Source organism: Psychroserpens sp. AS72 (genome assembly GCF_038900375.1).
In the GTDB taxonomy this organism is placed as follows: Bacteria; Bacteroidota; Bacteroidia; order Flavobacteriales; family Flavobacteriaceae; genus Psychroserpens.
Genome location: NZ_JBBMRC010000011.1, coordinates 39162 through 66045 on the forward strand (window position 1 = coordinate 39162; position 26884 = coordinate 66045).

Consider the following 26884-nt stretch of genomic DNA (forward strand, 5'->3'; position numbering starts at 1 on the left):
ATTATAGAACAGTAAAACGATTAATAGTCAGTTGTGCTGAAGTTCCTTTTGGTGTGTTATGAGATAAATTAAACTCTCCTTTTAACTTTTTAGCAAGCGTTTTTATGAGTTTTAAACCAAAAGCACTTTCATTAATTTCACCATTGCTACCAACGCCATTATCTTCAACAACAAGTAAAAGCGTATCTGACTTTTGCTTAAAACTAATTTGAATGATATTGTTATCATGCTCATAAGGAAATGCATGCTTAACAACATTTGTTAGTAACTCATTTAAAATTAAACCAATTGGAGTTATGGTTTCTATGTCTAGCACTAAGGATTCGAGGTTGAATATGCACTCTATTTTTTTATCGCGATATTCATGACTTTGGATGACATCTTTAGTGAAATCTTCAATATATTCTTTAGAGTTAATACCGACCAGCTGATCTTTACTGTACAATTTTTGATGTATTAAAACCATAGATCTCACTCGGTTTTGAGCTTCTTTAATTACCAATTTTGATTCTAGATTTTTTGTGGTATTGGCTTGATAAGATAACAGTGATGAAACCATCTGAAAGCTATTTTTTACACGATGATGGGTCTCTCTTAAAAGAATGTTTTTCTCATCTACAGTTTTTTCTAACATTAATTTTTGTTTGGCTAGTAGTTTACTTTGTTTCTTATTTCGGTAGAAAAACAAACCAATAAGACAGGCAAAAGATAAACCACCAATTGCCAGTATAGTTAATATTAATTGTCGTTGCCCAGTTTTTTCTTTTTCAAGTTCAAGTACTTTTAATTGCGCATCCTTTTTTTCGCTTTCAAACTCAATTAAAGCATCAGCCATGTTTTTATCTTGTGTCTTGGTAAGCACGCTATCTTTCAATTGTTGTGAGACTAGAGATAATTTAAAGGCTTCTTCAAAGTTGCGTGTTTGCGCATAATAATCTGCTAAGGCATTATTAGTCTCCATTATTTGCTCAGTATAATTTATCTGTTTAGCAATTGCATTTCCTTTTTTTAAATAGGGTAAGGCTTCAATGTATTTTTTTTGGTTGGTAAGCGCTATTCCTATACCAGATTGAGCGACAGAATGTATAATAGGGAATTTTTCATAAGGAATCAATATCATAGATCTTTTATAACTCGCAATAGCCTCATTGTTTTTATTTAAAGGTAATTGTGAATTTCCAATATTCATGAGTGTAGCTCCTGCGTTAATAGAGTCTTTTTTGTTTTCGAAATAAGTAAGTGATTTTTTTAACGCTATTTCAGCTTTGTTATATTCTTGAAGGGAGTTATAATGTACACCTAGATTACTGTTAGCACTAGACATCCATACACTATCGTTAGTCTTTGCTGCAGTTTCAGCAGCTTTTAAAAAGTATTCTTCAGTTTTATTAGCATCACCTCTTATATTATAACTTGCTGCAAGATTGTTATAAACTTGTGGTAGACGTTTATTGTCATCATTTTTTTCTAATAATCTTATGGCTTCTAAATAGTTTGATATAGCATTTTCATAATCTTGAATGGCGTGATTAGCCATACCTCTATACATCAATGCATCTGCTTTGTTTTCATAGGTAGGTACTAATTTTGTTATAGAATCAAATATAGTTGAATAGGTAATCGCTTTTTCAGGGCTAGCATAAACCAGTCTAGAAATCCTTTTACCAAGTAAATCTAATTGGCTCTGAGAATCTTTGAGTTCATTTAATTCTATGAAAATTGAATCTTGTTGTCCAAGCATGACTAATGAAGAAAAATATAAAATAAAAGTAAATGCCTTAGTCATACAGGATGAATTAGTTAAATGAGTTTAAATATGTATTTTTTTTGTGATCAAACTCAGTAATTTTAGTTAAAACTTGTTTTTTTTAGTTAAATGAGAGATTTACGCTTTGTTATACTAAAAAATTAAATTTCATAATTTTAAATTCGTTTGATGGTTTATGGGTATTTGTCTGATTTTGTTTTATAAAATAATGCGGTGAATGTTTAAGGATTAAATGCACTAGAATTTGTAAATTTCCGAAGTAAAAAGAAAGATCAATGAATACATTTTCAATAGCCATCCATGGAGGCGCAGGAACTCTAGTAAAAGGAATGATGACTCCAGAATTAGAAGCTAAATATAAAGCCGATCTAAAAAGCGCTTTAGACCAAGGATACACTATTCTTGAAAAGGGAGGAACAGCTGTTGATGCTGTTGAAAAAGCAGTTCAGGTTTTAGAAGATTCACCATTATTTAACGCAGGAAAAGGGTCTGTTTTTACAGCAACAGGATCTCATGAAATGGATGCGAGCATAATGGATGGGAAATCATTAAATGCTGGAGGAGTAAGTCTAATTACTGGAATTAAAAATCCAGTAAGTTTATCTCGTGATGTGATGGAAAAGAGCGAACATGTTTTTTTAGCAGGAGAAGGTGCAATGCAATTTGCAAAAGAGCTCAATTATAAACTAGAAGAGCCTTCTTATTTCTATGATGAATTTCGCCACAAGCAATGGTTAGAAATTAAGGATACAGATAGTTTTCAATTGGATCACGCGAAAAAGAAAGATTCAAAATTTGGAACCGTTGGAGCAGTAGCATGTGACCAAAACGGAAATATTGCAGCAGCAACATCAACAGGTGGTATGACCAATAAAAAATGGGGACGCGTTGGTGATAGTCCAATGATTGGAGCAGGAAATTATGCTAATAATAAAACCTGTGCTATATCATGTACTGGAAGTGGCGAGTTTTTTATTAGAGGAGTTGTGGCTTATGATGTAGCTTGCTTAATGGAGCATAAAAATATGAGTGTACAAGAGGCTTCAAACGAAGTTATTAATAAGCGAATTCTAGAGATTGGTGGTGATGGCGGATTAATTGCTGTGGACACAAAAGGAAATATCGCTATGCCTTTTAATACCGAAGGGATGTACAGAGCCAGCAAAACTTCACAAGGAAAAGAAGAGGTTTCTATCTATAAATAATTTCTGGGCGTTGCCAAGACATGCAAATGAGCATGTCTTCGTCAGGCTGTTCACTATATCTTTTTACGAAAATAAAAAGGATGTCGTTTCCATCCTTAACGCAAAAAAAAACACAGTTAGTTTAAAAGAAACTTGTTCTTAAAATTGGCATGTTTTATTTCCGAAGAAATCAAATAAAAGGCGCCTCAATAGGCAACACTTTCACTTTTTTCTTATCAATATGAAAACGGTCACCATTAGATAAAATATGAGTTCGCATATTAGTTAGAGACATTGGTGTACCTTCTTTAAGTACTTTGTGATTGTTGTGTTTTAAACGTCTACCATCAAAAATAATAACCATTCCAGAGCCAATGACGCGACACTTACTATTTTTAATAATCATCCCAGTATCTTCAGCTAAACCAATACCAATCAAATCTGAAAATTGAGCAACAGCTTCAGATATTCTACCAAAACGACCACGTTTAATAAAATGTGTATCGATAATTAAACCAGGAATTAAACTTAAACCTTTATACATGTTAACAGCACCTTTAATAAAAGATTCTGTGGCACTTCCTCCTGCAATCATTTCTTTTGACATCATCATTGCTCCAGCACTTGTGCCAGCAACAACAAAGCCTTTTTCATTTTTATAACGGTATTTTATAATCTCATGAATCTCTGTACCACCAATTTTATCAGTGATTTTGGATTGATCACCACCAGAAAACATAATACAATTAGCAGCTTTTATTATATCTATTGACTCTTGTTTTTCAGAGTCTGCTTTGCTTCTAATGTCTAAAACAGTAACATTTTTACAGCCTAAAGTAGAAAAAGCTTCTAAATAATTTTCTCCAACTTCTACGGGAATACTTGATGCTGTAGGGATTACAACAATATTTGCATCTGTTCCGCCAGCTTCTCTTACTACATGAAATAGAATACCTTCACTTATAAATTCTAGAGTGTATTGTTCACTCTCTTCTATTCCTTTATCTTCATTTCCACCAATAGGAATTAGTGTTCCTTTATTCTTCAGCATAAAAATCTTTCTGTAGTTTAAATATTGGACAAAAATAAACTAAATTTTCTATTGAAAAATGCTATATTTATAATCTTTCACAATAATTAAATTATACCAACCAACATGAAAATACGCGAAATAAATGCCATGAGAGGACCAAATTATTGGTCAGTAAGAAGACATAAATTGATTGTCATGGTTTTAGATTTAGAAGATATGGAAGAGAAACCGTCTAATAAAGTTGATGGTTTTTCAGAACGTTTAAAAGCCATGTTTCCTTCGATGTATTCTCATCGTTGTTCTGAAGGTTGTGAAGGTGGATTTTTTATGCGTGTAGACGAAGGCACTTGGATGGGTCACGTCATAGAACATATTGCACTAGAAATTCAAACTTTAGCTGGTATGGATACTGGCTTTGGTAGAACTCGTGGTTATGGAGAAGATGGTGTTTATAATGTGGTGTTTTCTTATATGGAAGAAAATGTTGGACGTTTTGCCGCAAAATCTGCAGTTAGAATTTGTGAAGCTCTAATTAATGGAGAAGACTATAACTTGGAGGACGACATACAAGAAATGCGAGAATTAAGAGAAAGTTCGCGTTTAGGACCAAGTACAGGCTCTATTGTTGAAGAAGCCGAATCTAGAGGAATCCCTTGGATTAGATTAAACAAATATTCATTATGTCAATTAGGATATGGTGCTAACCAAAAGCGTATTCAAGCAACAGTTACTAGCGAAACTAGTAGTATTGGTGTAGAATTGGCTTGTGATAAAGAAGATACTAAATACCTATTAGAACAAGCTGAAGTTGAAGTGCCTAGAGGTGATATTATTAGACGAGAACGTAGTTTAGAAGAAGCCTGTCGCTATGTTGGTTACCCGTTAGTGATTAAACCTGTAGATGGTAATCACGGTAGAGGTATTACTGTAGATATTAATAATTATGAAGATGCTTTAGTCGCTTTTCATCATGCAAAAGAGAGCTCAAGAAGTGGTGCTATTATTGTAGAAAAATTTATCACAGGAGAAGATTATAGATTGTTAGTTATTAATAACAAACTAGTTGCTGGAGCAATTAGAACTCCTGCACATGTTATTGGAGATGGAAAATCTACTATTCAAGAATTAATAAATATTGTCAATAGTGATTCTCGTCGTGGATATGGACATGAAAATGTGTTAACAAAAATTACGACTAACGAATTAACACAAACCATAATAAAAGATGCAGGTTATACTTTAGATTCTGTTATTGCTGAAGGCGAAAGACTCATTTTAAAAGATACAGCAAATTTAAGTACTGGTGGAACTGCAGAAGATATTACAGATATTATACATCCTGCAAATATTGCAATGGTTGAACGTATTTCTAAAATTATTGATTTAGATATCTGCGGAATTGACATCATGACTACAGATATTTCTAAACCGCTCTCCGAAACTGGAGGCGCAGTTTTAGAAGTTAATGCAGGACCAGGATTTAGAATGCACTTAGCTCCAACATCTGGATTACCAAGAAATGTTGCTGCTCCAGTTATTGATAAATTATTTCCTGTTAAAGGAGAAACTGGACGTATTCCTATTATTGCTACTTCTGGAACTAACGGTAAAACAACAACAACACGTTTAATAGCACACATCGCTAAAATGAATGGTTATCGCGTTGGTTATACAACCAGTGATGGTGTGTATATCCAAAATAGATTACTAATGACGGGAGATTGTACAGGACCTGCAAGTGCAGAGTTTGTACTAAAAGATCCTACTGTGAATTTTGCTGTTTTAGAATGTGCAAGAGGTGGATTATTACGTGCTGGATTAGGGTTTAAAAAATGTGATGTTGCAGTGGTTACAAATGTTGCCGCAGATCATTTAGGTTTAAAAGGAATCCACACTATCGAGCAACTTGCTAAAGTAAAAGCAGTTGTTCCAGAAACGGTGTTACCAGATGGCTATGCTATTTTAAATGCAGATGATGATTTAGTTTATGACATGCGACGTAATTTAGAATGTAATGTGGCATTATTTTCTATGGATGAGAATAATCCGCATATTAAAGCAATGCAACGTTTAAATGGTATTACTGCTGTATATGAAAATGGTTATGTCACCATTTGTAGAGGTGAGTGGAAAATGCGATTAATGAAAGCAGAAAACATCCCGTTAACTTATGGAGGAAAAGCTAAATTTATGATTCAAAATGTATTAGCTGCTGTTCTTGCTGTGCATGTTCAAGGAGTTAGTATTGAGGATATGAAAGCTGGTTTAGAAACTTTTATTCCTTCAGCATCGCAAACTCCTGGACGATTAAATTTATTTAAATTTAAAGACTTTACAATTCTTTTAGATTATGCTCATAATCCTGCAGGAATGAGAGCTCTTCAAAATTTTGTTGAGGAATTAGATGCAACTGTAAAGGTGGGAATTATTGCAGGAATTGGTGATAGACGTATAGAAGATAATAATGAAATGGGTAGTATTGCTGCCGAAATGTTTGACGAAATTATTATTCGTCAGGATAAACGTTTGAGAGGAAAAACCGAGGAAGAACTCATTAAAATGCTTAATGATGGTATTAAAATGAAAGATCCAAATAAGAAAACTACTATTATTCCTTCGGAAAAAGAAGCCATAACATTTGCAGTAAAAAATGCAGTAAAAGGTTCGCTTATTATATTATGTAGTGATGTGATTCCTGATGCTTTAGAGTTAGTTCAGAAATTTAAAGAACAAGAAGCTAGAGGAGAATTAACTTTTGATTAGCGAGAGTGGTTTAAATTAAGACATAAAAAAATCCGAAACTTAAGTTTCGGATTTTTTTATGTTCTATATATTCAATTAGCAAAGCTTAATGGTCTTTACTTTAATTTGTAAACTTTTTCTATAAGCTTTAATACTAATAATTTCAGTACTTTTCTTTCTGTTAATTTTTAAAACCTTAGCTTTCATTGCAGAACTTGCAGCAGCCTCTTGTTTTATGTTTTTAGATTCTAAAGTATTTTCGATTACAGTTTCAATAGTATCATCGTTATTCACATCTACATTAGACACCTGTCCCATTGAAAGTAAAGGTAATAATGTAAAGGCTAAAATTGTGAATACTTTTTTCATAATCGTTTTGTGTTTGTTTTAAACTCAAGGCAAAGAAACACAACATTACTCCTTACATTCAATATTTTAGATAAAATGGTCGATTACTAGATAACAAGAGGATGGTCGTAAAAAACAACGATGAACTACACAATAATTGCTTGAAGCCCAGTAAAAGCGTGTAGGATTAAAAGACAAGTTATACAGATAACATGTACTTAAATAATTTTAGGTAAGTGTAAAGTCTCCACATTTTATTATTTAAAATTAGAATCTAAATGAAAGCTAACTTTAAATAATCATTGCGATACTTTAATATAGTATATAAGGGTTTGAAACCTAAGTTTGAATTCCTTTTATATATTGTCTAGCAAAGTTTAATAGTCTTTACTTTAATTTGTAAACTTTTTCTGTAAGCTTTAATACTAATAATTTCAGTACTTTTCTTTCTATTGATTTTTAAAACCTGTGCTTTCATTGTAGAACTAGCAGCAGTCTCTTTTTTAATATCTTTGCTTTCTATTGTTTTTTCGATTACAGTATCATTATTTTTGATAACTTCATTTGTTTCCTGTCCCGTTGAAAGGAGAGGTAATAATGTAAAGGCTAAAATTGTGAATACTTTTTTCATAATCGTTGAGGGATTTGTTATTAAACTCAAGTCAAAGAAACATAACATTACAGTTGATGATGAATATAATAGTTGAAACTGGCAGATTATTAGTTGAGTTGAAAACGCTCGTAGAAAACATCGATGAAATACATAAAAATGGCTCGCAGCCCAATAAAACTGTTTAGGATTAAATGACAAATTATACAGATAACACGTATTCAAAACTTTTTGAGAAACAAAAGTTGCAACAATTGAAGATTGGGAGAACCACCTATAAAGAGCGTATTAAAAAACTTAAAGCTCTACGAGTTGCTTTAGAAAAGACTTATAAGCAAGATTTACGTGATGCGTTATATAAGGACTTCAAAAAACCTCAGTTAGAAGTTGATCTTACAGAAATTTATACAGTAGTTGATGAAATTAAATTTGCATGTAAACATTTAAGATCTTGGCTGAGCAACCAAAAAGTAGATACACCAATATCGTTGTTAGGGAGTTCCTCTTGGATTAAATATGAATCTAAAGGCGTTTGTTTAATCATCTCACCATGGAATTTCCCTGTAAACCTCACCTTTGGACCATTAGTATCTGCAATTGCAGCAGGCAATACTGTGATAATAAAACCAAGTGAAATGACACCTCACACGTCTAAAGTAATGTCTAAAATTGTAAGCGATCTTTTTAATGAAAATGAAGTTGCACTTATAGAAGGCGAAGTTGAAGTTTCGCAAGAATTATTGAAGCTACCTTTTAATCATATCTTTTTTACAGGTTCTCCACAAGTTGGTAAAATTGTGATGAAAGCAGCATCAGAGCATTTGACTTCTGTCACTTTAGAATTAGGTGGCAAGTCTCCAGTAATTATAGATGATACCACAAGTCTTGATAAAGCGGTTAAAAAAATTATCTTCGGAAAATTTATGAATGCAGGTCAAACCTGTATTGCACCAGATTATGTATTTATTAATGACTCAATTAAATCAGATTTTGTAACCTGTTTTAAAAAGCATCTTAAAGATTTTTATTCTGAAAACCCCTCTCATTCTGATTCCTTCGGAAGGATTGTAAATCAAAAACATTTTGAAAGATTGAATGGTTACTTGGAAGACGCAACAACTAGAAACGCAGATATTGCCATTGGCGGAAATTCCGAAGCAAAACAAAATTATATAGAACCTACAGTTGTGTTTGATGCTCCAGAAGACAGCAAACTCATGCAAAATGAAATTTTTGGACCAATACTTCCGGTGAAAACATACACGTCAATTTCTGAAGTTTTAGACGATATCAATTCAAAAGAAAAACCTTTGGCGCTTTACATTTTCAGTAGTAATAAAAAGCGAGTGAATGAGATTATAAATAATACACGAGCTGGTACTACGTGTATCAATCATAATTTATTGCAGTTTTTAAACCACAATCTGCCATTTGGAGGTTCTAATAATAGCGGCATTGGAAAATCTCATGGTTATTTTGGTTTTTTAGAATTCACTAATCAGCGTTCAGTTTTAAAACAACATACTATTGGTGCTGTTGATTTACTAACACCTCCTTACACTAATTTTAAACAGAAATTGGTGGATTTGACGATTAAGTGGTTTTAAACCTTATTAAAAAAATCAGATTGAATTTGTTCATTCTTTCCGTCCTGAAATTTAGTCATACTAAACCATTGATGAATGGCGTAACTTCCTGTTTCCCCTTTTTTGTTGACTGCGATATAGCCAACCTGAAAATCTGTAAAGTTACTATTCGGTTTATTGACAATTCTGCTAATGGCTTCTTCACAAGCCTCTTGAGGTGTTTTGCCTTGTCGTATGAGTTCTACAACCAGAAAACTACCAACAGTTTTCACGACTTCTTCTCCCAAACCAGTAGCCACACAAGCACCAATTTCATTATCAACAAATAAACCAGAACCGATTATTGGAGAATCACCAACACGTCCTCCCAGTTTATAGGCTAATCCACTTGTAGTGCAAGCTCCAGAAATATCTCCATTTTTATCTATGGCTAACATGCCAATTGTATCGTGGTTTTCGATATTTATAATGGGTTTGTATTTTGATTCGACTTTCCATTTTTCCCAAGCTTCTTTTGACGCTTCTGTAAGTAAATCTTCAGGTTTGAATCCTTCGGAAATAGCAAATTGTTTAGCACCTTCACCAGCTAACATCACATGAGGCGTGTTTTCCATAACTTTTCTAGCTACAGAAACAGCATGAGTTATATTTTGAAGATATACAACAGAACCACAATTACCATGCTTATCCATAATACAAGCGTCTAGCGTTACATTTCCATCGCGATCTGGCAAACCGCCTTTTCCAACAGATTGTCCTTTTTCGTTAGCTTCTTCAACTCTACAACCTTGTTCAACAGCATCCAATGCGTTTCCGCCAGCTTGTAAAACTTCCATAGCTTTTGCAGTGGCATCAATTACATGCCAAGTTGCAATTACCATTGGTAAAGATGCTTTTGTTGTAGGTGCAACTAGCTCTGTTTTATTTTCTTCGGAAGGATTTTCAACACAACCAACCATAGAACCACCAACAACTAATCCTGCACTTGATAATGCAGCGTTTTTAATAAAGTTTCTTCTTTTCATATGTATTGCCCACGAAAGTGGGTATCTAATTAGTTCTCTTTTCCGAAGTAAAAAATCTATAATATTAATAGGTAACCCCTTGTTTGTCTAATACGGTCTTTGTTCTAAACGCATAAAATAATAAATACACAAAACATGCTACAGCAATCCAATATGAGGATTGAATATTAAATACATCGGCTAATTTTCCTTGTACTGGAGGAATAATAGCACCTCCTAAAATCATCATAATTAAAAAGGCAGAGCCTTGAGAGGTGTATTTTCCTAATCCTGCAATACTTAATGTGAAAATACATGGCCACATAATTGAACAAAATAAACCACCAGATAGAAATGCAAATAAGGCCACATTTCCTGATGCAAATAAACCAATCAACATAGCTAGAACACCTAGTGAACTAAAAATCTTGAGTGTTTTTACAGGTCTATCCTTAGCTAAAAAGAAGCCTCCAATTTGAATGGCAATACAAATTCCAAAAAATAATATTTCATCTGCAGTAAAATTATATTTAACAGAGTTTGCTGCTATTATAACTGCGAAAGCAATATAAGGTACAATGATGAGTAGTACTTTCTTTAACCCTTTACTAGGATTAAAAACCGCAATAGCTCCAACCCAACGACCAATCATTAATCCGCCCCAATATAGGGAGACATAAGGTGCGATTTGAGCATCGTTAAGTGTTGGTAAACCTAATTCGTTTAATCCAGTCCCATCTACAGCTTTTTTTAATAATTCTCCCAAATTACTTCCAACAGTAACCTCCACACCAACATAGGTAAATATCGCTAACATACCTAAAACCAATTGTGGATATTTCATTGCTCCCCAACCTTCTGGTTTTTTAGAGGCGCTTGAATAAGCTATAAATACAGCCGAAACAACTGCAAAGAGAGCAATAAATAAGAGTACTAAACGTGTTTGTTCTAGACTTTCGCTAGTAGTTACTTCTCCCGAATATGTGCTAAATATATATCCGAAACAACCCATAATAACTAGAGTTAATACAATGAGTAGATTTCGTGCTTTATTAGCTGGCTCAAAAGGTGTATCTGATTTTAACGCAGGCAATTTTTTAGAAAAACGAAAAAGAGCAGCTGCAATTAAAAATAATACACCAACTCCAGCATATAAGCCTTGAACTGTAACTAAGGTGATTTCATTATTGGCTATCATTGAAGCTAATTCATCAGTGCCTCTAGTTGCAGATCCAAAGATGACTAAACCAACTACAATTGGTCCAATCGTAGTTCCGAAGGAATTAACACCTCCTGCTAAATTTAAACGATGAGAACCCGTTTTAGGGTCTCCTAATGCTATAGCAAAAGGATTAGCTCCAGTTTGTTGTAAAGAAAATCCTAAACCAACTATAAATAATGCAATAAGCACTAGATAAAAAACACTTGTATCACCTTGTTCAGCACCTGCAGTGGCAGGAAACATGGCAAATGCACCTATAGCAGATAATAATAAGCCATAGATAATACCATTTTTATAACCCCAATTATTGTAAATATCCTTTTTTAAAGAACCAGAAAGGATGAATAATATTAAAGCTCCAAAATAATAAGCACCATAAAAAGCAAAGTCAACCAACTGTGATTGAAACTGGTCTATGTTGAAATAGGTTTTGCAAAATGGAATAAAAACACCATTAGATGCTGCTATAAATCCCCAGAAAAAGAAGACAGTCACTAAAGTAGTTAAAGCAGATTTGTTGTTTTGATCTTTCATTAGTTAGTTTTTAGTTTTTTAAATGTAATTAAAATAATTTTTTTTATTTCTGTTTATATTGAATGTATGGTTTTTGTATAGTTATTTAATAACTATTTCATCAGTAAAAATCCAACTTCTGCCATCATGAGGATACCCTAAATGCCATTCTGGTAATTCTCCCATTTTTTTAGCAATGATTTTAACGTAACGGTAATTTTTTGAAGATAAACTAAAAGACAAATTTTTAATACGAACATCCTCATTTCGTTTTGCTGCATCAATGGCAATGGTTTCAATCGAAGAAAATGTTTTACCATCTTTTGAAACCAGACATTCAACTTCTGTAGGATAAAAAATCCAAGCACCTTGATCTTGTAAAAAGTTAATCTCAACAGTGTTAATTGGTTTTATACTTCCTAAATCTACAGTAGCAATGACGTCTTTATCTGTGTAACCTTGCCAAGTTCCGGTTCTAAAATCTTGGGTACCCATAATGCCATCTATCAACGCATCGTTCCCTCCAGCATTATACTGATTGGCATATTCTGTATCTAATTTAATAGAGAGATTTGGATCTATTTTGTAGAATTTAGTTTCTACAGTTGCGCTTTTATTTCCAGAAGCATCTTTAGCATAAACGTTTAATGTTATGGCTTCGGAAATTTTAAATGGTGCAGTATATAGCTTAAATTCAGAATTATTTAGACTGTAAAAGATTTTTGTTTCAGAATTTACAATTCCTAAACTTACTTCAGTTTCTCCTTTAAAAGCAACATCGCCTTTAGCAATAAAAGGAACTGGAACTATAAGATGTTCATTAATTTCGGTTTTTGGTTCTTGACCATCTCGAGTTCCCCAAATTGCAGGGTTATCGGTCATTTTAAATTCTAATGTTCCGCCAGCCATGATATCTTCATGAGATATAAATGATTGATTTAGCTGTTTTCCGTTGAGATACACATACTCAACATAAATATTAGTGTCACTTAAATTTTGAGCTGCAATTGTAAATTGTTTTCCGCTTTCTAAATTAATTGTGGCTTTATCAAAAAGAGGTGTTCCAATGATATATTGATTACTTCCTGGTGTCACAGGATAAAATCCCATGGATGAAAACACGTACCAAGCGCTCATTTGTCCGCAATCTTCATTTCCAGAAATTCCATCAGGTTCGTTGGTATATAACTCGGTTAAAATTTGATGCACTTTCTCTTGCGTTTTGTAAGGTTTATTGACAAAATTATACAAGTAAGCCATGTGGTGACTTGGTTCATTTCCGTGAGCGTATTGTCCTATTAAACCTGTAATATCTGCTTGATTGCGACCAGAAGTTTCGGCTTGCGCAGTAAATAATTCATCTAATTGCGCTTCTAGTTTATCTTTTCCGCCGAGAAGATTCATAAAACCAGACACATCTTGAGGCACGTAAAAACTGTATTGCCATGAGTTGGCTTCGGTATAATTGAAATTCACTTCATACGGATCAAAAGGTGCAAACCATGTGTTTCTAAAACGTCCTCGCATAAATTTAGTTTCAGGATCGTAAATGTTCTTATAGTATTGCGCTCTTTCTGAGTAATAATTATAATCACCTTCTTTTCCCATTGCTTTTGCCATTTGTGCAATCGTCCAATCGTCATAAGCATATTCTAGTGTTTTAGAAACCGATTCACTTTCTTCTTCTACAGGAATAAAGCCAAACTCCTTATATGATTTGAGTCCGAGTTTATCTCTCGTAGCCGAATGTTTCATAGCATGTAAAGCCTTTTCTGCATCATAACCTCTAATGCCTTTCATGTAGGCATCAGAAATTACTGGAACCGCATGATAGCCAATCATACAACCTGTGTAATTAGCACTTAAATCCCAAATAGGCATAATGCCACCTTCATCATGTTTGGCTAAAAAAGTATTGATAAAATCATTGGTGCGATCATGTTCTATAATCGTGTAGAGTGGGTGAGCTGCACGATAGGTGTCCCAAAGTGAGAAGACAGTATAGTAATCAAAATCTTTAGTTTCGTGGATTTCTAAATCCATACCACGATAGCGACCATCAACATCTTGATACAGATTTGGAGCTAACATGGTGTGATATAATGCCGTGTAAAAATTTGTTTTATAATCTTCATTTTTTGATTCTATAACAATCTTATCGAGTTGCGTTTTCCAAGAGTCTTGGGCTTCTTTTTTTACTTTATCAAATGTTTTGTTGCCTATTTCTTGCTGTAGATTTTTTGTTGCTCCTGCTTGATCAACTGCTGAAATTCCGATTTTAACATAAACAGGATCGTTATTTGGATTGTCAAATTCTATGGCTGCTTTTTTGCTTTGGTATTTGTAGTTTTTAGAAATAGGTGTTCCATCTTCAATGTAAGTGATGTTCTTTATGGATTTTGAAAATTGAATGGTATAAAATAAACGTTGGTCTGTTGCCCAAGCTTTAGAATGTCTGAATCCTGAAATTGTAGAATCGTTTATCTTCTGAATTTTATAATCTAAAACTTGATCACGATGCTCTAAATCTAGGATTACGAACTGATTTTCTTCCGTAGGGAATTGATATTTTTGAATTCCGCTACGTTTTGAAACGGTTAGTTCTACATCAATATTTGTATCGTCTAAATGTACTTTGTAATAACCAGGTTGAGCAATTTCGTTGTCATGGGAAAAATGTGATTTATATCCCTTTTTTTCGGATGTTGAATCAGTCGAAGTATTACTTCCATTATCGAAATTAATAGCATTAGTTGGCATTAAAAGAATATCTCCAAAATCACTAACTCCTGTTCCGCTGAGGTGTGTGTGTGAAAAACCATAAATATACTCATCACTATAATGATAACCAGAGCAACCATCCCAACCATCGAGTCGAGTATCTGGACTTAGTTGCATCATACCAAATGGCATTGTTGCTCCAGGATACGTGTGACCATGTCCACCAGTACCAATAAATGGATTGACATATTCAATAAGAGGTTTGTCTTTTTTTGCGATTTCTATTTGCGATTCTGCTTTACAACTTATTAGAATTAAAGCTGTTAAAACAATAGAAAAAAGAGATTTCATAGAAGGTTGTTTAAATCGAATGAAAAGATAGTAATTCTATGACACTGTTTGATAGATGTAATTAAATTTTTTATAGTCAATTTATGAAGCACAACATGTATACTTTTTAAGCAAACTATCACTACAGTTATAAATTTCATTAATGCAATTAGCTAAAAGAGACAGAAAAAAGCAATTGAAATGTTTTAAAGAGTCTCTTAACATATCGTTAAAAATATATTGAAAAGTAAATTTGGTTTTTAAATCGGTTATCTTTGAGAAAACTTCATTTTATGTTGCGTTGGATTATTTTTATTGTAATCTATATTATATTTTCATTTTACGGACTTCAAGCTGTTAAAACAGTGACCAAAGCAAGTTGGTTACATTACTTGTATATTGTACTCGCAATTATTATAGCTAGTAATTTTATTTATCAGTTTTCTTTTGGTGCTGAAGGACGTGTATTAAACCCGTCAAAAAGTTATGCCTTTGGTATTTTATTGGCTTTTATGTCTTTAAATCTGGTGATAGTTCCTATTCTTCTTGGTGAAGATATTATAAGAGGAGCAATGGGTTTATATGATAAGTTGGTTACTAAAGAAACTCTAGACATTCCTTCTCGACGCAAGTTTATTAGCCAGATTGCTTTAGGTGTAGCAGCAATTCCTTTTGCGTCTCTTCTCTACGGAATGTATAAAGGAAAATATAGATTTAGAGTTTTAGAATACGTTTTAAATTTTGAAGATTTACCAGATGCATTTGATGGTTATCGTATAACTCAGATTAGTGATATACATTCAGGAAGTTTTGATAATAGAAAAAAGATTGAATATGGTGTAGATCTTATCAACGAACAAAAATCTGATGTCATTTTTTTTACAGGTGATTTAGTGAATAATAAAGCTTCAGAAATGGTACCATGGACAAATTTATTCAGTAAGCTGTCAGCTAAGGATGGTGTCTATTCTGTGTTAGGAAACCATGATTATGGTGATTATGTAGATTGGCCTTCAGAAGATGCTAAAACACAAAACCTAGCCGATTTAATTCAAATTCAGAAAACGATGGGTTATGATGTTCTACTTAATGAAAGTCGTTTTATCGAAAAAGATGGACAACGTATTGCTGTAGTTGGTGTTGAAAATTGGGGTAAAGGTGGATTTAAAAAAGCTGGAGACCTTAGAAAAGCTACCACAAATGTAGACTCTAATGATTTTAAGATATTATTGAGTCATGATCCTAGTCATTGGGCAGAATGTGTAATAAACGATGATTATCATTACCACCTAACTTTAAGTGGTCATACTCACGGTATGCAATTTGGTATAGAAATACCAGGTTGGATTAAATGGAGTCCGGTAAAATGGAGATATAAACATTGGGCAGGAATCTATGAAGAGTTAGGGCAATATATAAATGTTAATAGAGGATTTGGGTATTTAGGTTATCCTGGTCGTGTTGGCATTTGGCCAGAAGTAACTGTTATCACACTTAAAAAAGGTGCTAATAACGCATAATATTATAGAAATGTTATATTTACTCTTAAATTGTTTATTTTTATAAATATGTAAGAGCGAATCTATTGAGTAGTAATATCTAAAGTATTACAAAAATTTATTTAGGTTTGTTTATACATGTCTGATTTAAAAGTTTAAATGTATGTCAAAATTTGGGGAACTTATAGATGTAGATATTCCTGTATTGTTAGATTTCTATACAGAACAAAATGAACAATCTACAGCAATGCATCCAGTAATGAGAGATGTAGCTGCAGCTCTTGGTGACAAAGCAAAAGTCATTAAAATTGATGTTGATAAAAATAAGGAACTAGCCGAAGCACTTCGTGTTAAAGGCCTACCTACACTTATCATTTATAAAAATGGCGAAATGAAATGGCGTCATAGTGGTGAACAAGATGCTAATACACTAATAGGCATCGTTCAAGAATATTTCTAATGCTTAAGTAAGAGATTTAAATACAAATCCTTTTTCACTAAAAAATTCTAATACCTTCGGAAGTGCATACATCATATTTTTTGATGCTTTCACACTATCGTGAAATACGATTATACTTCCTGCTTTGCTTTTTGAAATGACATTTTCTAAACATTTTTCTTCGGAAATATTTTTCTCCCAGTCAAAAGAAAGCACATCCCACATAATGATTTGATAACCTAACTCTATTAATTTTTTACCTTGTTTGGGTGAAATTTGACCATAAGGTGGACGAAAAAGATTTAATTTAGAATTGATTGCTCTTTGGGCTTCTTCAACCTCTTTTACATAATCTATACTATTTGTTTTCCAGCCTTTAATATGGTTTTGGGTATGATTTCCAACAGCATGACCATCTCTTATAATATTTTTAAAAAGATCAGGATGCTTTTTTATGTTAGTGCCAATACAAAAGAAAGTAGCTTTTGCGTTGTATTTTTTTAGAATGTCTAACGTCCAATTTGTGATCTCTGGAGTTGGACCATCATCAAAAGTAAGATACAACTCCTTACTAGTAGTAGCAATGTCCCAAACATAGTTTGGGAACATTTTTTTTGCAACTACTGGTGTTTTTACTGGAGCTATTTTCAAAATCTCCTAATCTTGAATTCCTATTATTTTATCTATAGTGTCTTTTGGAAAATCTCGTTCTTCTCTAACTGGAGGTTTCGCTTCTTCTTCATCTTCTCCTGTGAAGTGTTTAAATAGTTTAAGATAATTATTAAACTTCTCAGTTTCTTGTATAGCAAAGTCCTTGTCATTGTATATTACTAGAATATCAACAAGTCCTCTATAACGTTCAATATCAGTTACAATTTCATCTAAGTAACGTGTTTGATTTTCTATGGATAATCCACTCCAATACGTTAAGTTTTCTTGATATTTTCTAGAGACATCAGTATATAACTTTCTGGCTTTATCTTTTTTATCAATTTCGTAATAACCACTAATATATGGTTCTAAAAGCGTGTAAAAGCCAAATTTATCTACTGGCATTTTTTCCATAGCGAGATCAGCAATTTGCTCTGCTTTATCTAGTTTATCTTCATTGATTAATTGTTCTAAAAGTCTAGCAAGGTTTCCTCTATAAGTGATACCGTTTTTACGAGTTTCAACATCATGATAAATCTTGTCACTTCCACTATTTCCCCAATCCCATGACATTACTTTCTCATACATGAGGTCTGAGTCAACGCGTCCCATGTCAAAAGGGTTTGCTCTGTCAACAGGCGTTTTAATTGGGACAAGCTTATAGCATAATCCGTCGAGTTGTAAATAATCTTTCATCCAGATATAATCTTCATCGCTAAATGCACCTCCTGTAAAATAAATAGGACGTTTCCAATCATTATTAGCAATGATGTCTAACATTAATAATCTGTTTTTATACAATGCTCCTCCAGAAATATTAATAACTATTGAAGACACAATTTTATCAGCATCCTTTTCTTTTACAATACCATATTTCAAAACATTGTCTTTATTAACAGGAACACTTACGTAAGAGGTTGGTAAATAATTCGAGTTTTGTAACTGTACAGGATATCCATTAGGATCTTCTCCTCGCCGTTGCATTGCATATTTAAGACTATATTTTGGATCATCATTTGAGATGAAATTCATATACTCTTTAATATCCATGGTGTCTTTTGTGATTTCATATTTCATGATATAATCACGAGTACCATATTTATATTGATCATGAGTTAATTGTGATGGAATAGGATCACTTTCATAAGCTTTTCGCTTCATTTGATCGATGTACCAATCTGTTTGAAATAAACTGGTATTAACGACACGAACATCTGTTCTTACACCTTCAATTTCTTGTAAATACCATAATGGGAAACTATCGTTATCTCCAATGGTGAATAGTATGGCATTTGGTGCGCAAGATTCGAGATATTTTCGAGCCATAGCTTGTGCAGTATATTTTTCTGACCTATCGTGATCGTCCCAATTTTCTGCAGCTAAAATTCCAGGAACTAGTAATAGACAAACAATAGTTATCGCAGGAGCTAAGAACTTGGAGCTGGTAAATTTCCGAAGCATATCAAAAATAGCATAGACTCCAAAGCCGATCCAGATTGCAAAAACATAGAATGAACCGACGACAGAGTAATCCCGTTCTCGAGGTTCAAAAGGTCTCACATTGGTATAGAATTGAATGGCGAGTCCAGTAAATAAGAAGAAAACGAGTAAGACCCAAAAGCGTTTTGGATCTCGTCCCAATAAGAATAAAAAGCCTATAATACCTAAAATTAAAGGTAGCATATAATAGGTGTTTCTTGATTTATTATTGGCAACATCACTTGGAAGATTGTCTTGAGACATACCTAATCGAGCTTCGTCTATAAAGTCAATTCCACTTATCCAATTTCCATGTAAATCGTCATATTTACCTTGTATATCATCTTGTCGTCCAGAGAAATTCCACATAAAATAACGCCAATACATGTAGCCTAATTGGTAATCTATCATATAATAGAGGTTGTCACCAAAAGATGGTTTTTCTATGACTAGAAAATCTCTACCAAATTGTTTTAAGAAATTATGATAGTCTTCATAATCAACTTTACCTTGAGCAACTTCATTTTTAAATTCATTAACAAGCTGGCGAACTTGGTTTTCCATTTGATACTCAGGTTTAATTCTGAAATCTAATAAACCTGTGAACATCATATAATTTTCGGCATGTTCTGTACTCCACATTCTTGGTAGAATAGAGGCTTGTTTTGAGTTGTAGCGTTGTTCGGCGTTTTTCCACTCATTAACAATCACATATTCGCCTTTATCATAATCCTTTTCATATTTAGGCTTTGCATCTTTATATGGGTTGTTTTCATCTAGACCAGTATATTGATCAGTAAACAATGGTCCATAAAATAAATGTGTTTCCGGATATTGCTCTAAATTATAATAGGCTAATAACTCTCTTGCGCTTGATGGATTATTTTCATTGATTATAACATTAGCATTTGCTCGAATTGGTAACATAATCCAAGATGAGAATCCAATAAAAATGAAAATTAAACAAAGCGTTAATGTATTTGCGTATTTGTATCCTTTGTCTCGAGTATATTTTAATCCGAAATAGAACGCAGCAATCAAAACTAATCCGGTAATTATAGATCCAGAATTAAAAGGAAGACCAATAGTGTTGACGAAGAAAATTTCCGAAGCACTAAAAAGAAGAAGTGCATTTGGAAGTAATAACTTGAATATAAAAAGTAAAATGGCTGCAGCGACAACATTTGCAATGATGAAATTGACTACAGTAATTTTTTTGTAATTTTTAAAATAATAAAGTAAACCTAATGCAGGAATTGTTAGTAATCCCATAAAGTGAACTCCAAATGATAATCCAATTACAAATGCAATTAATATTAACCATCTATGACCTCTAGGTTTGTGCATGTCTGCTTCCCAGCGTAATCCTAAATAAAATAGGATAGCCATAATAAGGGTTGCCATTGCATAAACTTCAGTTTCTACTGCATTAAACCAAAATGAATCTGTAAATGTGAACGCTAAACTTCCAACTAAAGCACTACCTAAAATAGCAATGTATTGGTTTTTTGATAAGCTTTCATAAGAAGTGTTATTTGGATCTTCTTGTTTAGGACTTGCAACTCTAGCTAGTTTTGTTAATAAAATAGTCATTGTCCAAAACATAAATAATATGGTAAATGCGCTTGATACTGCGCTCATCATATTTAGCATGGCACCAATTTGAGCAGGTTCTAAAGCAAACATAGAAAAGAAAGCTCCTAACATTTGAAATAAAGGTGCTCCTGGTGGATGACCAACTTGTAATTTTGATGAGGTTAAGATATATTCTCCTGCATCCCAAAAGCTAACTGTTGGTTCTATAGTTAGTGCAAAGGTTATTAATGCTATGATAAAGGCAAACCATCCTAAAATGGTATTCCATTTCTTGAAATTGAAATGTGTCATAAAATAAGTCTATTTAATGCGAGCGAAATTAACAATAAATATCAAAAGCACTACTCATTTTAAGTAAACGTTACCATTTTTTGATTTTTTTATAAAAAATTGTTTGCTCAAATGAAACTTTGTTTTAAATTTGCACCCTCTTTAAGAGATTGGCCTATGGTGTAACTGGTAACACGTCTGTTTTTGGTGCAGAAGAGTCTAGGTTCGAAACCTAGTGGGCCAACAAAAACCAGAAAAGTCCTTACTAAATTAGTAAGGACTTTTTATTTGGATAAATTTTAAAAATTATATTTTAAACGTAATCACAGGTCTATTAGCGTGATTTACAAGATCTTCACTTATACTGCCATTAAAGAAATGTGCAATACCTTGCCTGCCATGAGTACTAATTCCTATTAGATCTGCATCAATATGCTTTGAAAAGTTAAGGACACCTTTTTCTATAGATTCGTCATTATATATATTTATAGTAAAATTTTTAAAACTATAATCATTTATAAAATCATTGATTCTATCATTTGCAATTTTGGTTGTTGTAAAGTTACTAGCAGTATTGACCATTAATAAATGTAACTGTGCACCAAATGCAGTCGCAAATTCAGTAGCTTGACGATAAGTTTCTTTGTTGTCATTTTTGAAATCTGATGCAAATACAATATCATCTACACTAAAATCATCATGACCATTTTTAATCACCAAAACAGGAACATCAGAGTTTCTTACAACTTTCTCTGCATTTGATCCAACAAACATTTCTTTAATACCACTTGCGCCATGAGAACCCATGACAATCATTGAAACACCATGTTCTTTGCTGATTTCTGAAATACCATTGAATGAACCATCAGCTTTAACAACTTCATGTACTGTAATCCCTTTTAAATAGTCGCTATTCATAATGTCTTCAAATTTTTGATGCGCCATTTTCATAAAAAACATAACCTCTGGTACATCTGCTTGAGTACTTACAGCATCAATTTCTTGTAGTGGAATTTCTAACATGTGCAATAAATAGATTTCGCTATTATGTTTTTTAGCTATTTGAGCAGCTACTTTTAATGCGTTTTCTGCTTCTGTCGAAAAATCTGTGGGAACTAATATTTTTTTCATCTTGTTAGAGGTGTTTATGAGTATATAAATTTAAGAATAAAAATCGAGACTTAATCACTTGTGAAAATCAATAAAAATATTGTATATTTGCAGCGTTGTTTGAAGAAAAAAGAATAATGAGCGGACGAAAAGTCCGCTCTTTTTATACTAAAAATGTTCAGAGAGACTGTAAATAATTTATTAAACGAAGCTCTAGAAGAGCGTGAAGACCTGTTTTTAATCAGCTTTGACGTATTGCCAGATAATTCAATTAAAATTATTATTGATGGTGATAATGGTGTTGTAGTTGAGGATTGTATATTTATAAGTCGTGCTATTGAACATAATTTAGATAGGGAAGAGCAAGATTTTTCTTTAGAAGTATTGTCTGCTGGAGCAACAGAACCTTTGGTTAGTGTGAGACAATACATGAAAAACATTGGTAGAACGCTTAGCGTAAAAACCAAAGAGAATGAAACTATAGAAGGAACTTTAACTCAAGTAGATGAGACAAAAATTCTTTTAGAGTGGAAAACAAGAGAGCCTAAACCCATTGGTAAAGGGAAAGTAACAGTAAAGAAGGAAGCAGAAATAGCATATGATGCTATCTCAAAAGCTCAAGTGGTAATAAAATTTTAATTCATAATTATGGAAAATATTGCGTTAATTGACTCGTTTTCAGAATTTAAGGACGATAAATTAATTGATCGTGTAACGCTAATGGCTATTTTGGAAGATGTATTAAGAAATGCGTTGAAGAAAAAATATGGCGATGACGATAATTTTGATATTATTATAAATCCAGATAAAGGAGATTTAGAGATTTGGAGAAACAGGATTGTAGTTGCTGATGATGAAGTTGAAGAACCAAATCAAGAAATTGCATTGTCTGAAGCTCAAAAAATAGAACCAGATTTTGAAGTTGGTGAAGATGTTGCAGAAGAAGTTAAATTAATAGATTTAGGACGTCGTTCAATATTAGCATTGCGTCAAAACTTAATTTCTAAGATTCACGAGCACGATAATACAAACATATATAAGCACTTTAAAGAACTTGAAGGAGAGATTTATTCTGCGGAAGTTCACCATATTCGTCACAGAGCAATTATTTTATTAGATGATGATGGAAATGAAATTATACTTCCAAAGGATAAGCAAATACCATCAGACTTTTTTAGAAAAGGAGAAAATGTACGAGGGATTATTGAAAGTGTTGAATTAAAAGGAAATAAGCCGGCAATTATAATGTCAAGAACGTCACCAGTATTTTTGGAGAAGTTGTTTGAACAAGAGATTCCTGAAGTATTTGATGGTTTAATTACGATTAAACATGTGGTTAGAATACCAGGTGAAAAAGCAAAAGTAGCAGTAGATTCTTATGATGATAGAATTGATCCAGTTGGTGCTTGTGTAGGTATGAAAGGTTCTAGAATTCACGGGATTGTTCGTGAATTAGGAAATGAAAATATTGATGTTATTAATTATACTAATAACTTGCAATTATTTATTACAAGAGCGTTGAGTCCAGCAAGAGTTACTTCTGTAAAGTTAGATGAAGAAAATAAACGTGCCGAAGTTTTATTAAAACCAGAAGAGGTTTCTAAAGCAATTGGTAGAGGAGGTCACAATATTAGATTAGCTGGTAAATTAACAGGTTATGAAATAGATGTGTTTAGAGAAGGTGCTGAAGAAGATGTTGAATTATCAGAATTCACAGATGAAATCGAAGGATGGATCATCGCAGAATTTAGTAAAGCAGGTTTAGATACTGCTAAAAGTATTTTGGAACAAGATGTTATTGATCTTGTGAAAAGAACAGATTTAGAAGAAGAAACGATTTTAGACGTTATAAGAATTCTTAAGGAAGAATTCGAAGATTAAGCCATTAAGTCTGCATTAGGCGGTTTTGGTAGAATAGATTTTTAAGTTATATTACAAGCAATTTATGGCTCAAACTAGATTAAATAAAGTACTAAGGGAATTGAATATCTCTATAGATCGTGCTGTTGATTTTTTAGAATCAAAAGGTGTCGACATAGAGAAGAGCCCTAATACTAAAATATCAGAAGAGGTTTATGGGATTCTTTCTGGAGAATTTCAAACCGATGCTAATAAAAAAGTAGCTTCTTTAGAAGTTAGCGAAGCAAAGCTAAAAGAAAAAGAAGAATTACGTGAGCAACGTGAGCGTGAATTGGAAGAGAAAGAAGCTGCAAGAGAAGCAAAGAGTCGTGAAGTTGTTAAGGCCAAAGCAGCTCTTAGTGGTCCTAAGCAAGTTGGTAAAATAGACTTGAATAAGGGTAAAACTCCAAAAGAGGAAGCTCCAAAAGTGGAAGCTCCAAAAAAGGAAACTCCAAAAGTAGAAACACCTAAAGAGGAAACTCCAAAAGCATCTGCTCCTAAAGAAGTAGCTCCAGTTGAAGAGAAAACTACTAAAAAGGAAGTGGCATCAGTAAAAGAAACTCCTGTAAAAGTAGAATCTAAAAAAGCTGATACGCCAAAAGTAAAAGCAGAAACAAAAGAAACTCCTAAAACTGAAGAGAAGCAAAGTAATGGAGAGCCTGTTGAAGAAACTTTAAAAACACAATACAAAAAACTTACAGGTCCTAAAATTGCAGGAGATAAAATTGATTTATCTCAATTTAAAAAGCCTAAAAAGAAAGAAGACAAAAAAGCGTCGGATTCAGATAATAAAAAGAAGAGACGTAGAATTAGCAAAGGGCCATCAACAGGTGGTGATAATAGGTCAAACAATAGAACAGGTGGGAACCAAAGAGGTGGTTACAAAGGTAAAAACCAAGCTGGTAAACGCACTTCGACTGTTAAAGTAGAGCCAAGTGCAGAAGAAGTACAAAAACAAGTACGTGAAACACTAGAAAAACTTCAAGGTAAATCTAGTAAAGGAAAAGGCGCAAAATATAGAAGAGATAAAAGAGATCAACATAGAGAGCAGACAGAAATTGATGCACAAATTGAAGATGCAGAAAGCAAAATTCTTAAAGTTACAGAGTTTGTAACTGCAAATGAAGTTGCTACTATGATGGATGTTTCGGTGACCGAAATTATTTCAGCATGTATGTCTCTAGGTATGATGGTGACAATGAATCAGCGTTTAGATGCCGAAACATTATCTGTTGTTGCAGAAGAGTTTGGTTATAAAGTTGATTTTGTAACTTCAGATATTGAAGAGTCTATAGAAGAAGTAGAAGATAAACCTGAAGATTTAGAACCTCGTGCACCAATTATTACAGTAATGGGTCACGTAGATCATGGTAAAACATCTTTATTAGATTATATACGTAAAGAGAATGTTATTGCAGGAGAATCTGGTGGAATTACACAGCACATTGGTGCATATGGTGTGACATTAGAAGGTGGACAAAAAATAGCATTCCTTGATACTCCAGGTCACGAAGCCTTTACGGCAATGCGTGCTCGTGGTGCTCAAGTAACAGATTTAGCTATTATTGTAGTGGCTGCAGATGATTCTATTATGCCACAAACTAAAGAAGCAATCGCTCATGCTCAAGCAGCAGGAGTACCAATTGTTTTTGCAATAAATAAGATTGATAAAGTTGGTGCCAATCCTGAAAAAGTAAAAGAAGGGTTAGCACAAATGAATTTATTAGTTGAAGATTGGGGAGGAAAAATCCAATCTCATGATATTTCAGCTAAAAACGGAACAGGTGTTAAAGAACTATTAGAAAAAGTATTGCTAGAAGCTGAGTTATTAGAGCTTAAAGCAAATCCTAATAAACAAGCCTCAGGTACTGTTGTTGAAGCATTCTTAGATAAAGGTCGTGGTTATGTATCTACTATTTTAGTACAAGCTGGAACTTTAAAAATTGGAGATTACGTTTTAGCTGGTAAAAACAGTGGAAAAGTAAAAGCCATGCACGATGAACGTGGACATGAAGTAAAAGCTGCTGGACCATCAATTCCTGTGTCAATATTAGGATTAGATGGAGCGCCTCAAGCTGGTGATAAATTCAACGTATTTGAAGATGAACGTGAAGCAAAACAAATTGCAACCAAGCGTATGCAATTACAACGTGAGCAAGATGTTCGTACCACGAAGAAATTAACCCTTGCAGAAATTGGTCGTCGTATTGCATTAGGTACATTTAAAGAATTAAATATTATTATTAAAGGTGATGTGGATGGTTCTGTTGAAGCATTAACAGATTCGTTCCAGAAATTATCTACTGAAGAAATTCAAGTTAACATCATACATAAAGGTGTTGGTGCCATTACAGAAAGTGATGTGTTACTAGCAACTGCATCAGATGCGATTATTATCGGATTTAACGTGAGACCAATGGGTAATGCTCGTCAAATTGCAGATAAGGAAGAAATCGATGTACGTATGTACTCAATTATCTATGATGCAATCAACGATCTTAAAGATGCAATGGAAGGTATGTTATCTCCAGAACTTAAAGAAGAGATTACTGGTACTGCTGAAATTAGAGAGACATTCAAAATCTCTAAAGTTGGTACAATTGCTGGTTGTATGGTTACAAACGGAAAAATCTACAGAAGCTCAGGTATTCGTCTAATTAGAGATGGTGTTGTGATTCACACAGGAGAATTAACATCATTAAAACGATTTAAAGATGATGCTAAAGAAGTAGCAAAAGGTTATGACTGTGGTATTCAATTAAAGAATTATAACGATATTCAAATTGATGACGTTATAGAAGCATTCCAAGAAGTAGAAGTTAAAAAGAAATTGAAGAGTAAATAATACTCAAGTTCATTCTGTTTTTTTTCTACGGAATG

At 33.1% G+C, this 26884-nt stretch carries 18 protein-coding genes and 1 tRNA gene; 9 read left to right on the forward strand and 10 right to left on the reverse strand.

The features are described 5' to 3' along the window. Window position 1: 1 nt before the first annotated feature. Window positions 2-1786, reverse strand: coding sequence for a histidine kinase dimerization/phosphoacceptor domain -containing protein (locus WNY78_RS16110; RefSeq protein ID WP_342874249.1), 1785 nt, complete (start codon window positions 1784-1786; stop codon window positions 2-4). A gap of 257 nt (window positions 1787-2043) precedes the next feature. Here WNY78_RS16110 and WNY78_RS16115 point away from each other — a divergent pair, with 257 nt between their 5' ends. Continuing rightward, window positions 2044-2973, forward strand: coding sequence for an isoaspartyl peptidase/L-asparaginase (locus tag WNY78_RS16115; RefSeq protein ID WP_342874250.1), 930 nt, complete (start codon window positions 2044-2046; stop codon window positions 2971-2973). 169 nt (window positions 2974-3142) lie between these two features. Here the strand turns inward: WNY78_RS16115 and WNY78_RS16120 are convergent, their stop codons facing one another. Continuing rightward, window positions 3143-4003, reverse strand: a complete 861-nt coding sequence (locus tag WNY78_RS16120; protein WP_342874251.1) for a cyanophycinase — start codon at window positions 4001-4003, stop codon at window positions 3143-3145. A 105-nt stretch (window positions 4004-4108) separates the two neighbouring features. On the opposite strand from WNY78_RS16120, the gene cphA reads away from it, so the two are divergent. After that, window positions 4109-6748, forward strand: coding sequence for a cyanophycin synthetase (gene cphA / locus WNY78_RS16125; RefSeq protein WP_342874252.1), 2640 nt, complete (start codon window positions 4109-4111; stop codon window positions 6746-6748). A 75-nt stretch (window positions 6749-6823) separates the two neighbouring features. Here the strand turns inward: cphA and WNY78_RS16130 are convergent, their stop codons facing one another. Both WNY78_RS16130 and WNY78_RS16135 read right to left on the reverse strand, forming a co-directional pair. Continuing rightward, window positions 6824-7096, reverse strand: a complete 273-nt coding sequence (locus tag WNY78_RS16130; RefSeq protein ID WP_342874253.1) for a hypothetical protein — start codon at window positions 7094-7096, stop codon at window positions 6824-6826. 346 nt (window positions 7097-7442) lie between these two features. Continuing rightward, window positions 7443-7706, reverse strand: a complete 264-nt coding sequence (locus tag WNY78_RS16135; protein ID WP_342874254.1) for a hypothetical protein — start codon at window positions 7704-7706, stop codon at window positions 7443-7445. 173 nt (window positions 7707-7879) lie between these two features. Here WNY78_RS16135 and WNY78_RS16140 point away from each other — a divergent pair, with 173 nt between their 5' ends. Continuing rightward, window positions 7880-9292, forward strand: coding sequence for an aldehyde dehydrogenase family protein (locus tag WNY78_RS16140; protein WP_342874255.1), 1413 nt, complete (start codon window positions 7880-7882; stop codon window positions 9290-9292). On the opposite strand, the gene WNY78_RS16145 is transcribed toward WNY78_RS16140, so the two are convergent. The 3 genes from WNY78_RS16145 to WNY78_RS16155 form a co-directional block, all read right to left on the reverse strand. Continuing rightward, the gene (locus tag WNY78_RS16145) at window positions 9289-10296 is read right to left on the reverse strand and encodes a N(4)-(beta-N-acetylglucosaminyl)-L-asparaginase (RefSeq protein ID WP_342874256.1); all 1008 of its coding nucleotides are present in this window, start codon (window positions 10294-10296) and stop codon (window positions 9289-9291) included. The genes WNY78_RS16140 and WNY78_RS16145 overlap by 4 nt on opposite strands. Window positions 10297-10360: 64 nt before the next feature. Further along, complete coding sequence (locus WNY78_RS16150; RefSeq protein ID WP_342874257.1) at window positions 10361-12031, reverse strand: MFS transporter; 1671 nt, start codon at window positions 12029-12031, stop codon at window positions 10361-10363. An 81-nt stretch (window positions 12032-12112) separates the two neighbouring features. After that, window positions 12113-15082 (reverse strand): GH92 family glycosyl hydrolase, encoded by a 2970-nt coding sequence (locus WNY78_RS16155; RefSeq protein ID WP_342874258.1) that lies wholly within the window; start codon window positions 15080-15082, stop codon window positions 12113-12115. A 272-nt stretch (window positions 15083-15354) separates the two neighbouring features. Between WNY78_RS16155 and WNY78_RS16160 the strand changes: the two genes are divergently transcribed. Both WNY78_RS16160 and WNY78_RS16165 read left to right on the forward strand, forming a co-directional pair. Continuing rightward, entirely contained in the window at window positions 15355-16581 is a 1227-nt protein-coding gene (locus WNY78_RS16160; protein WP_342874321.1) for a metallophosphoesterase, read from the forward strand. A gap of 142 nt (window positions 16582-16723) precedes the next feature. Next, window positions 16724-17020, forward strand: coding sequence for a thioredoxin family protein (locus WNY78_RS16165; RefSeq protein ID WP_342874259.1), 297 nt, complete (start codon window positions 16724-16726; stop codon window positions 17018-17020). Between the two features lie 3 nt (window positions 17021-17023). Here WNY78_RS16165 and WNY78_RS16170 read toward each other — a convergent pair whose 3' ends face one another. Both WNY78_RS16170 and WNY78_RS16175 read right to left on the reverse strand, forming a co-directional pair. Beyond that, the gene (locus WNY78_RS16170) at window positions 17024-17650 is read right to left on the reverse strand and encodes a polysaccharide deacetylase family protein (RefSeq protein WP_342874260.1); all 627 of its coding nucleotides are present in this window, start codon (window positions 17648-17650) and stop codon (window positions 17024-17026) included. A gap of 6 nt (window positions 17651-17656) precedes the next feature. Continuing rightward, window positions 17657-21016 carry a DUF2723 domain-containing protein gene (locus tag WNY78_RS16175; protein ID WP_342874261.1) on the reverse strand — a complete coding sequence of 1120 codons (3360 nt, stop codon included), beginning with the start codon at window positions 21014-21016 and terminating at the stop codon, window positions 17657-17659. A 150-nt stretch (window positions 21017-21166) separates the two neighbouring features. On the opposite strand from WNY78_RS16175, the gene WNY78_RS16180 reads away from it, so the two are divergent. Then, window positions 21167-21239, forward strand: a tRNA-Gln gene (locus tag WNY78_RS16180). Between the two features lie 62 nt (window positions 21240-21301). Here the strand turns inward: WNY78_RS16180 and WNY78_RS16185 are convergent. Further along, entirely contained in the window at window positions 21302-22126 is an 825-nt protein-coding gene (locus tag WNY78_RS16185; RefSeq protein WP_342874262.1) for a universal stress protein, read from the reverse strand. A gap of 153 nt (window positions 22127-22279) precedes the next feature. On the opposite strand from WNY78_RS16185, the gene rimP reads away from it, so the two are divergent. The 3 genes from rimP (at window position 22280) to infB (ending at window position 26849) form a co-directional block, all read left to right on the forward strand. Next, on the forward strand, window positions 22280-22744 hold the full coding sequence (gene rimP / locus WNY78_RS16190) for a ribosome assembly cofactor RimP (RefSeq protein ID WP_342874263.1): 465 nt from the start codon (window positions 22280-22282) through the stop codon (window positions 22742-22744). Window positions 22745-22753: 9 nt separating this feature from the next. Further along, window positions 22754-23986, forward strand: a complete 1233-nt coding sequence (nusA, locus tag WNY78_RS16195) for a transcription termination factor NusA (RefSeq protein WP_342874264.1) — start codon at window positions 22754-22756, stop codon at window positions 23984-23986. Between the two features lie 64 nt (window positions 23987-24050). Beyond that, the gene (gene infB, locus WNY78_RS16200; protein ID WP_342874265.1) at window positions 24051-26849 is read left to right on the forward strand and encodes a translation initiation factor IF-2; all 2799 of its coding nucleotides are present in this window, start codon (window positions 24051-24053) and stop codon (window positions 26847-26849) included. The last annotated feature ends 35 nt before the right edge of the window (window positions 26850-26884 follow it).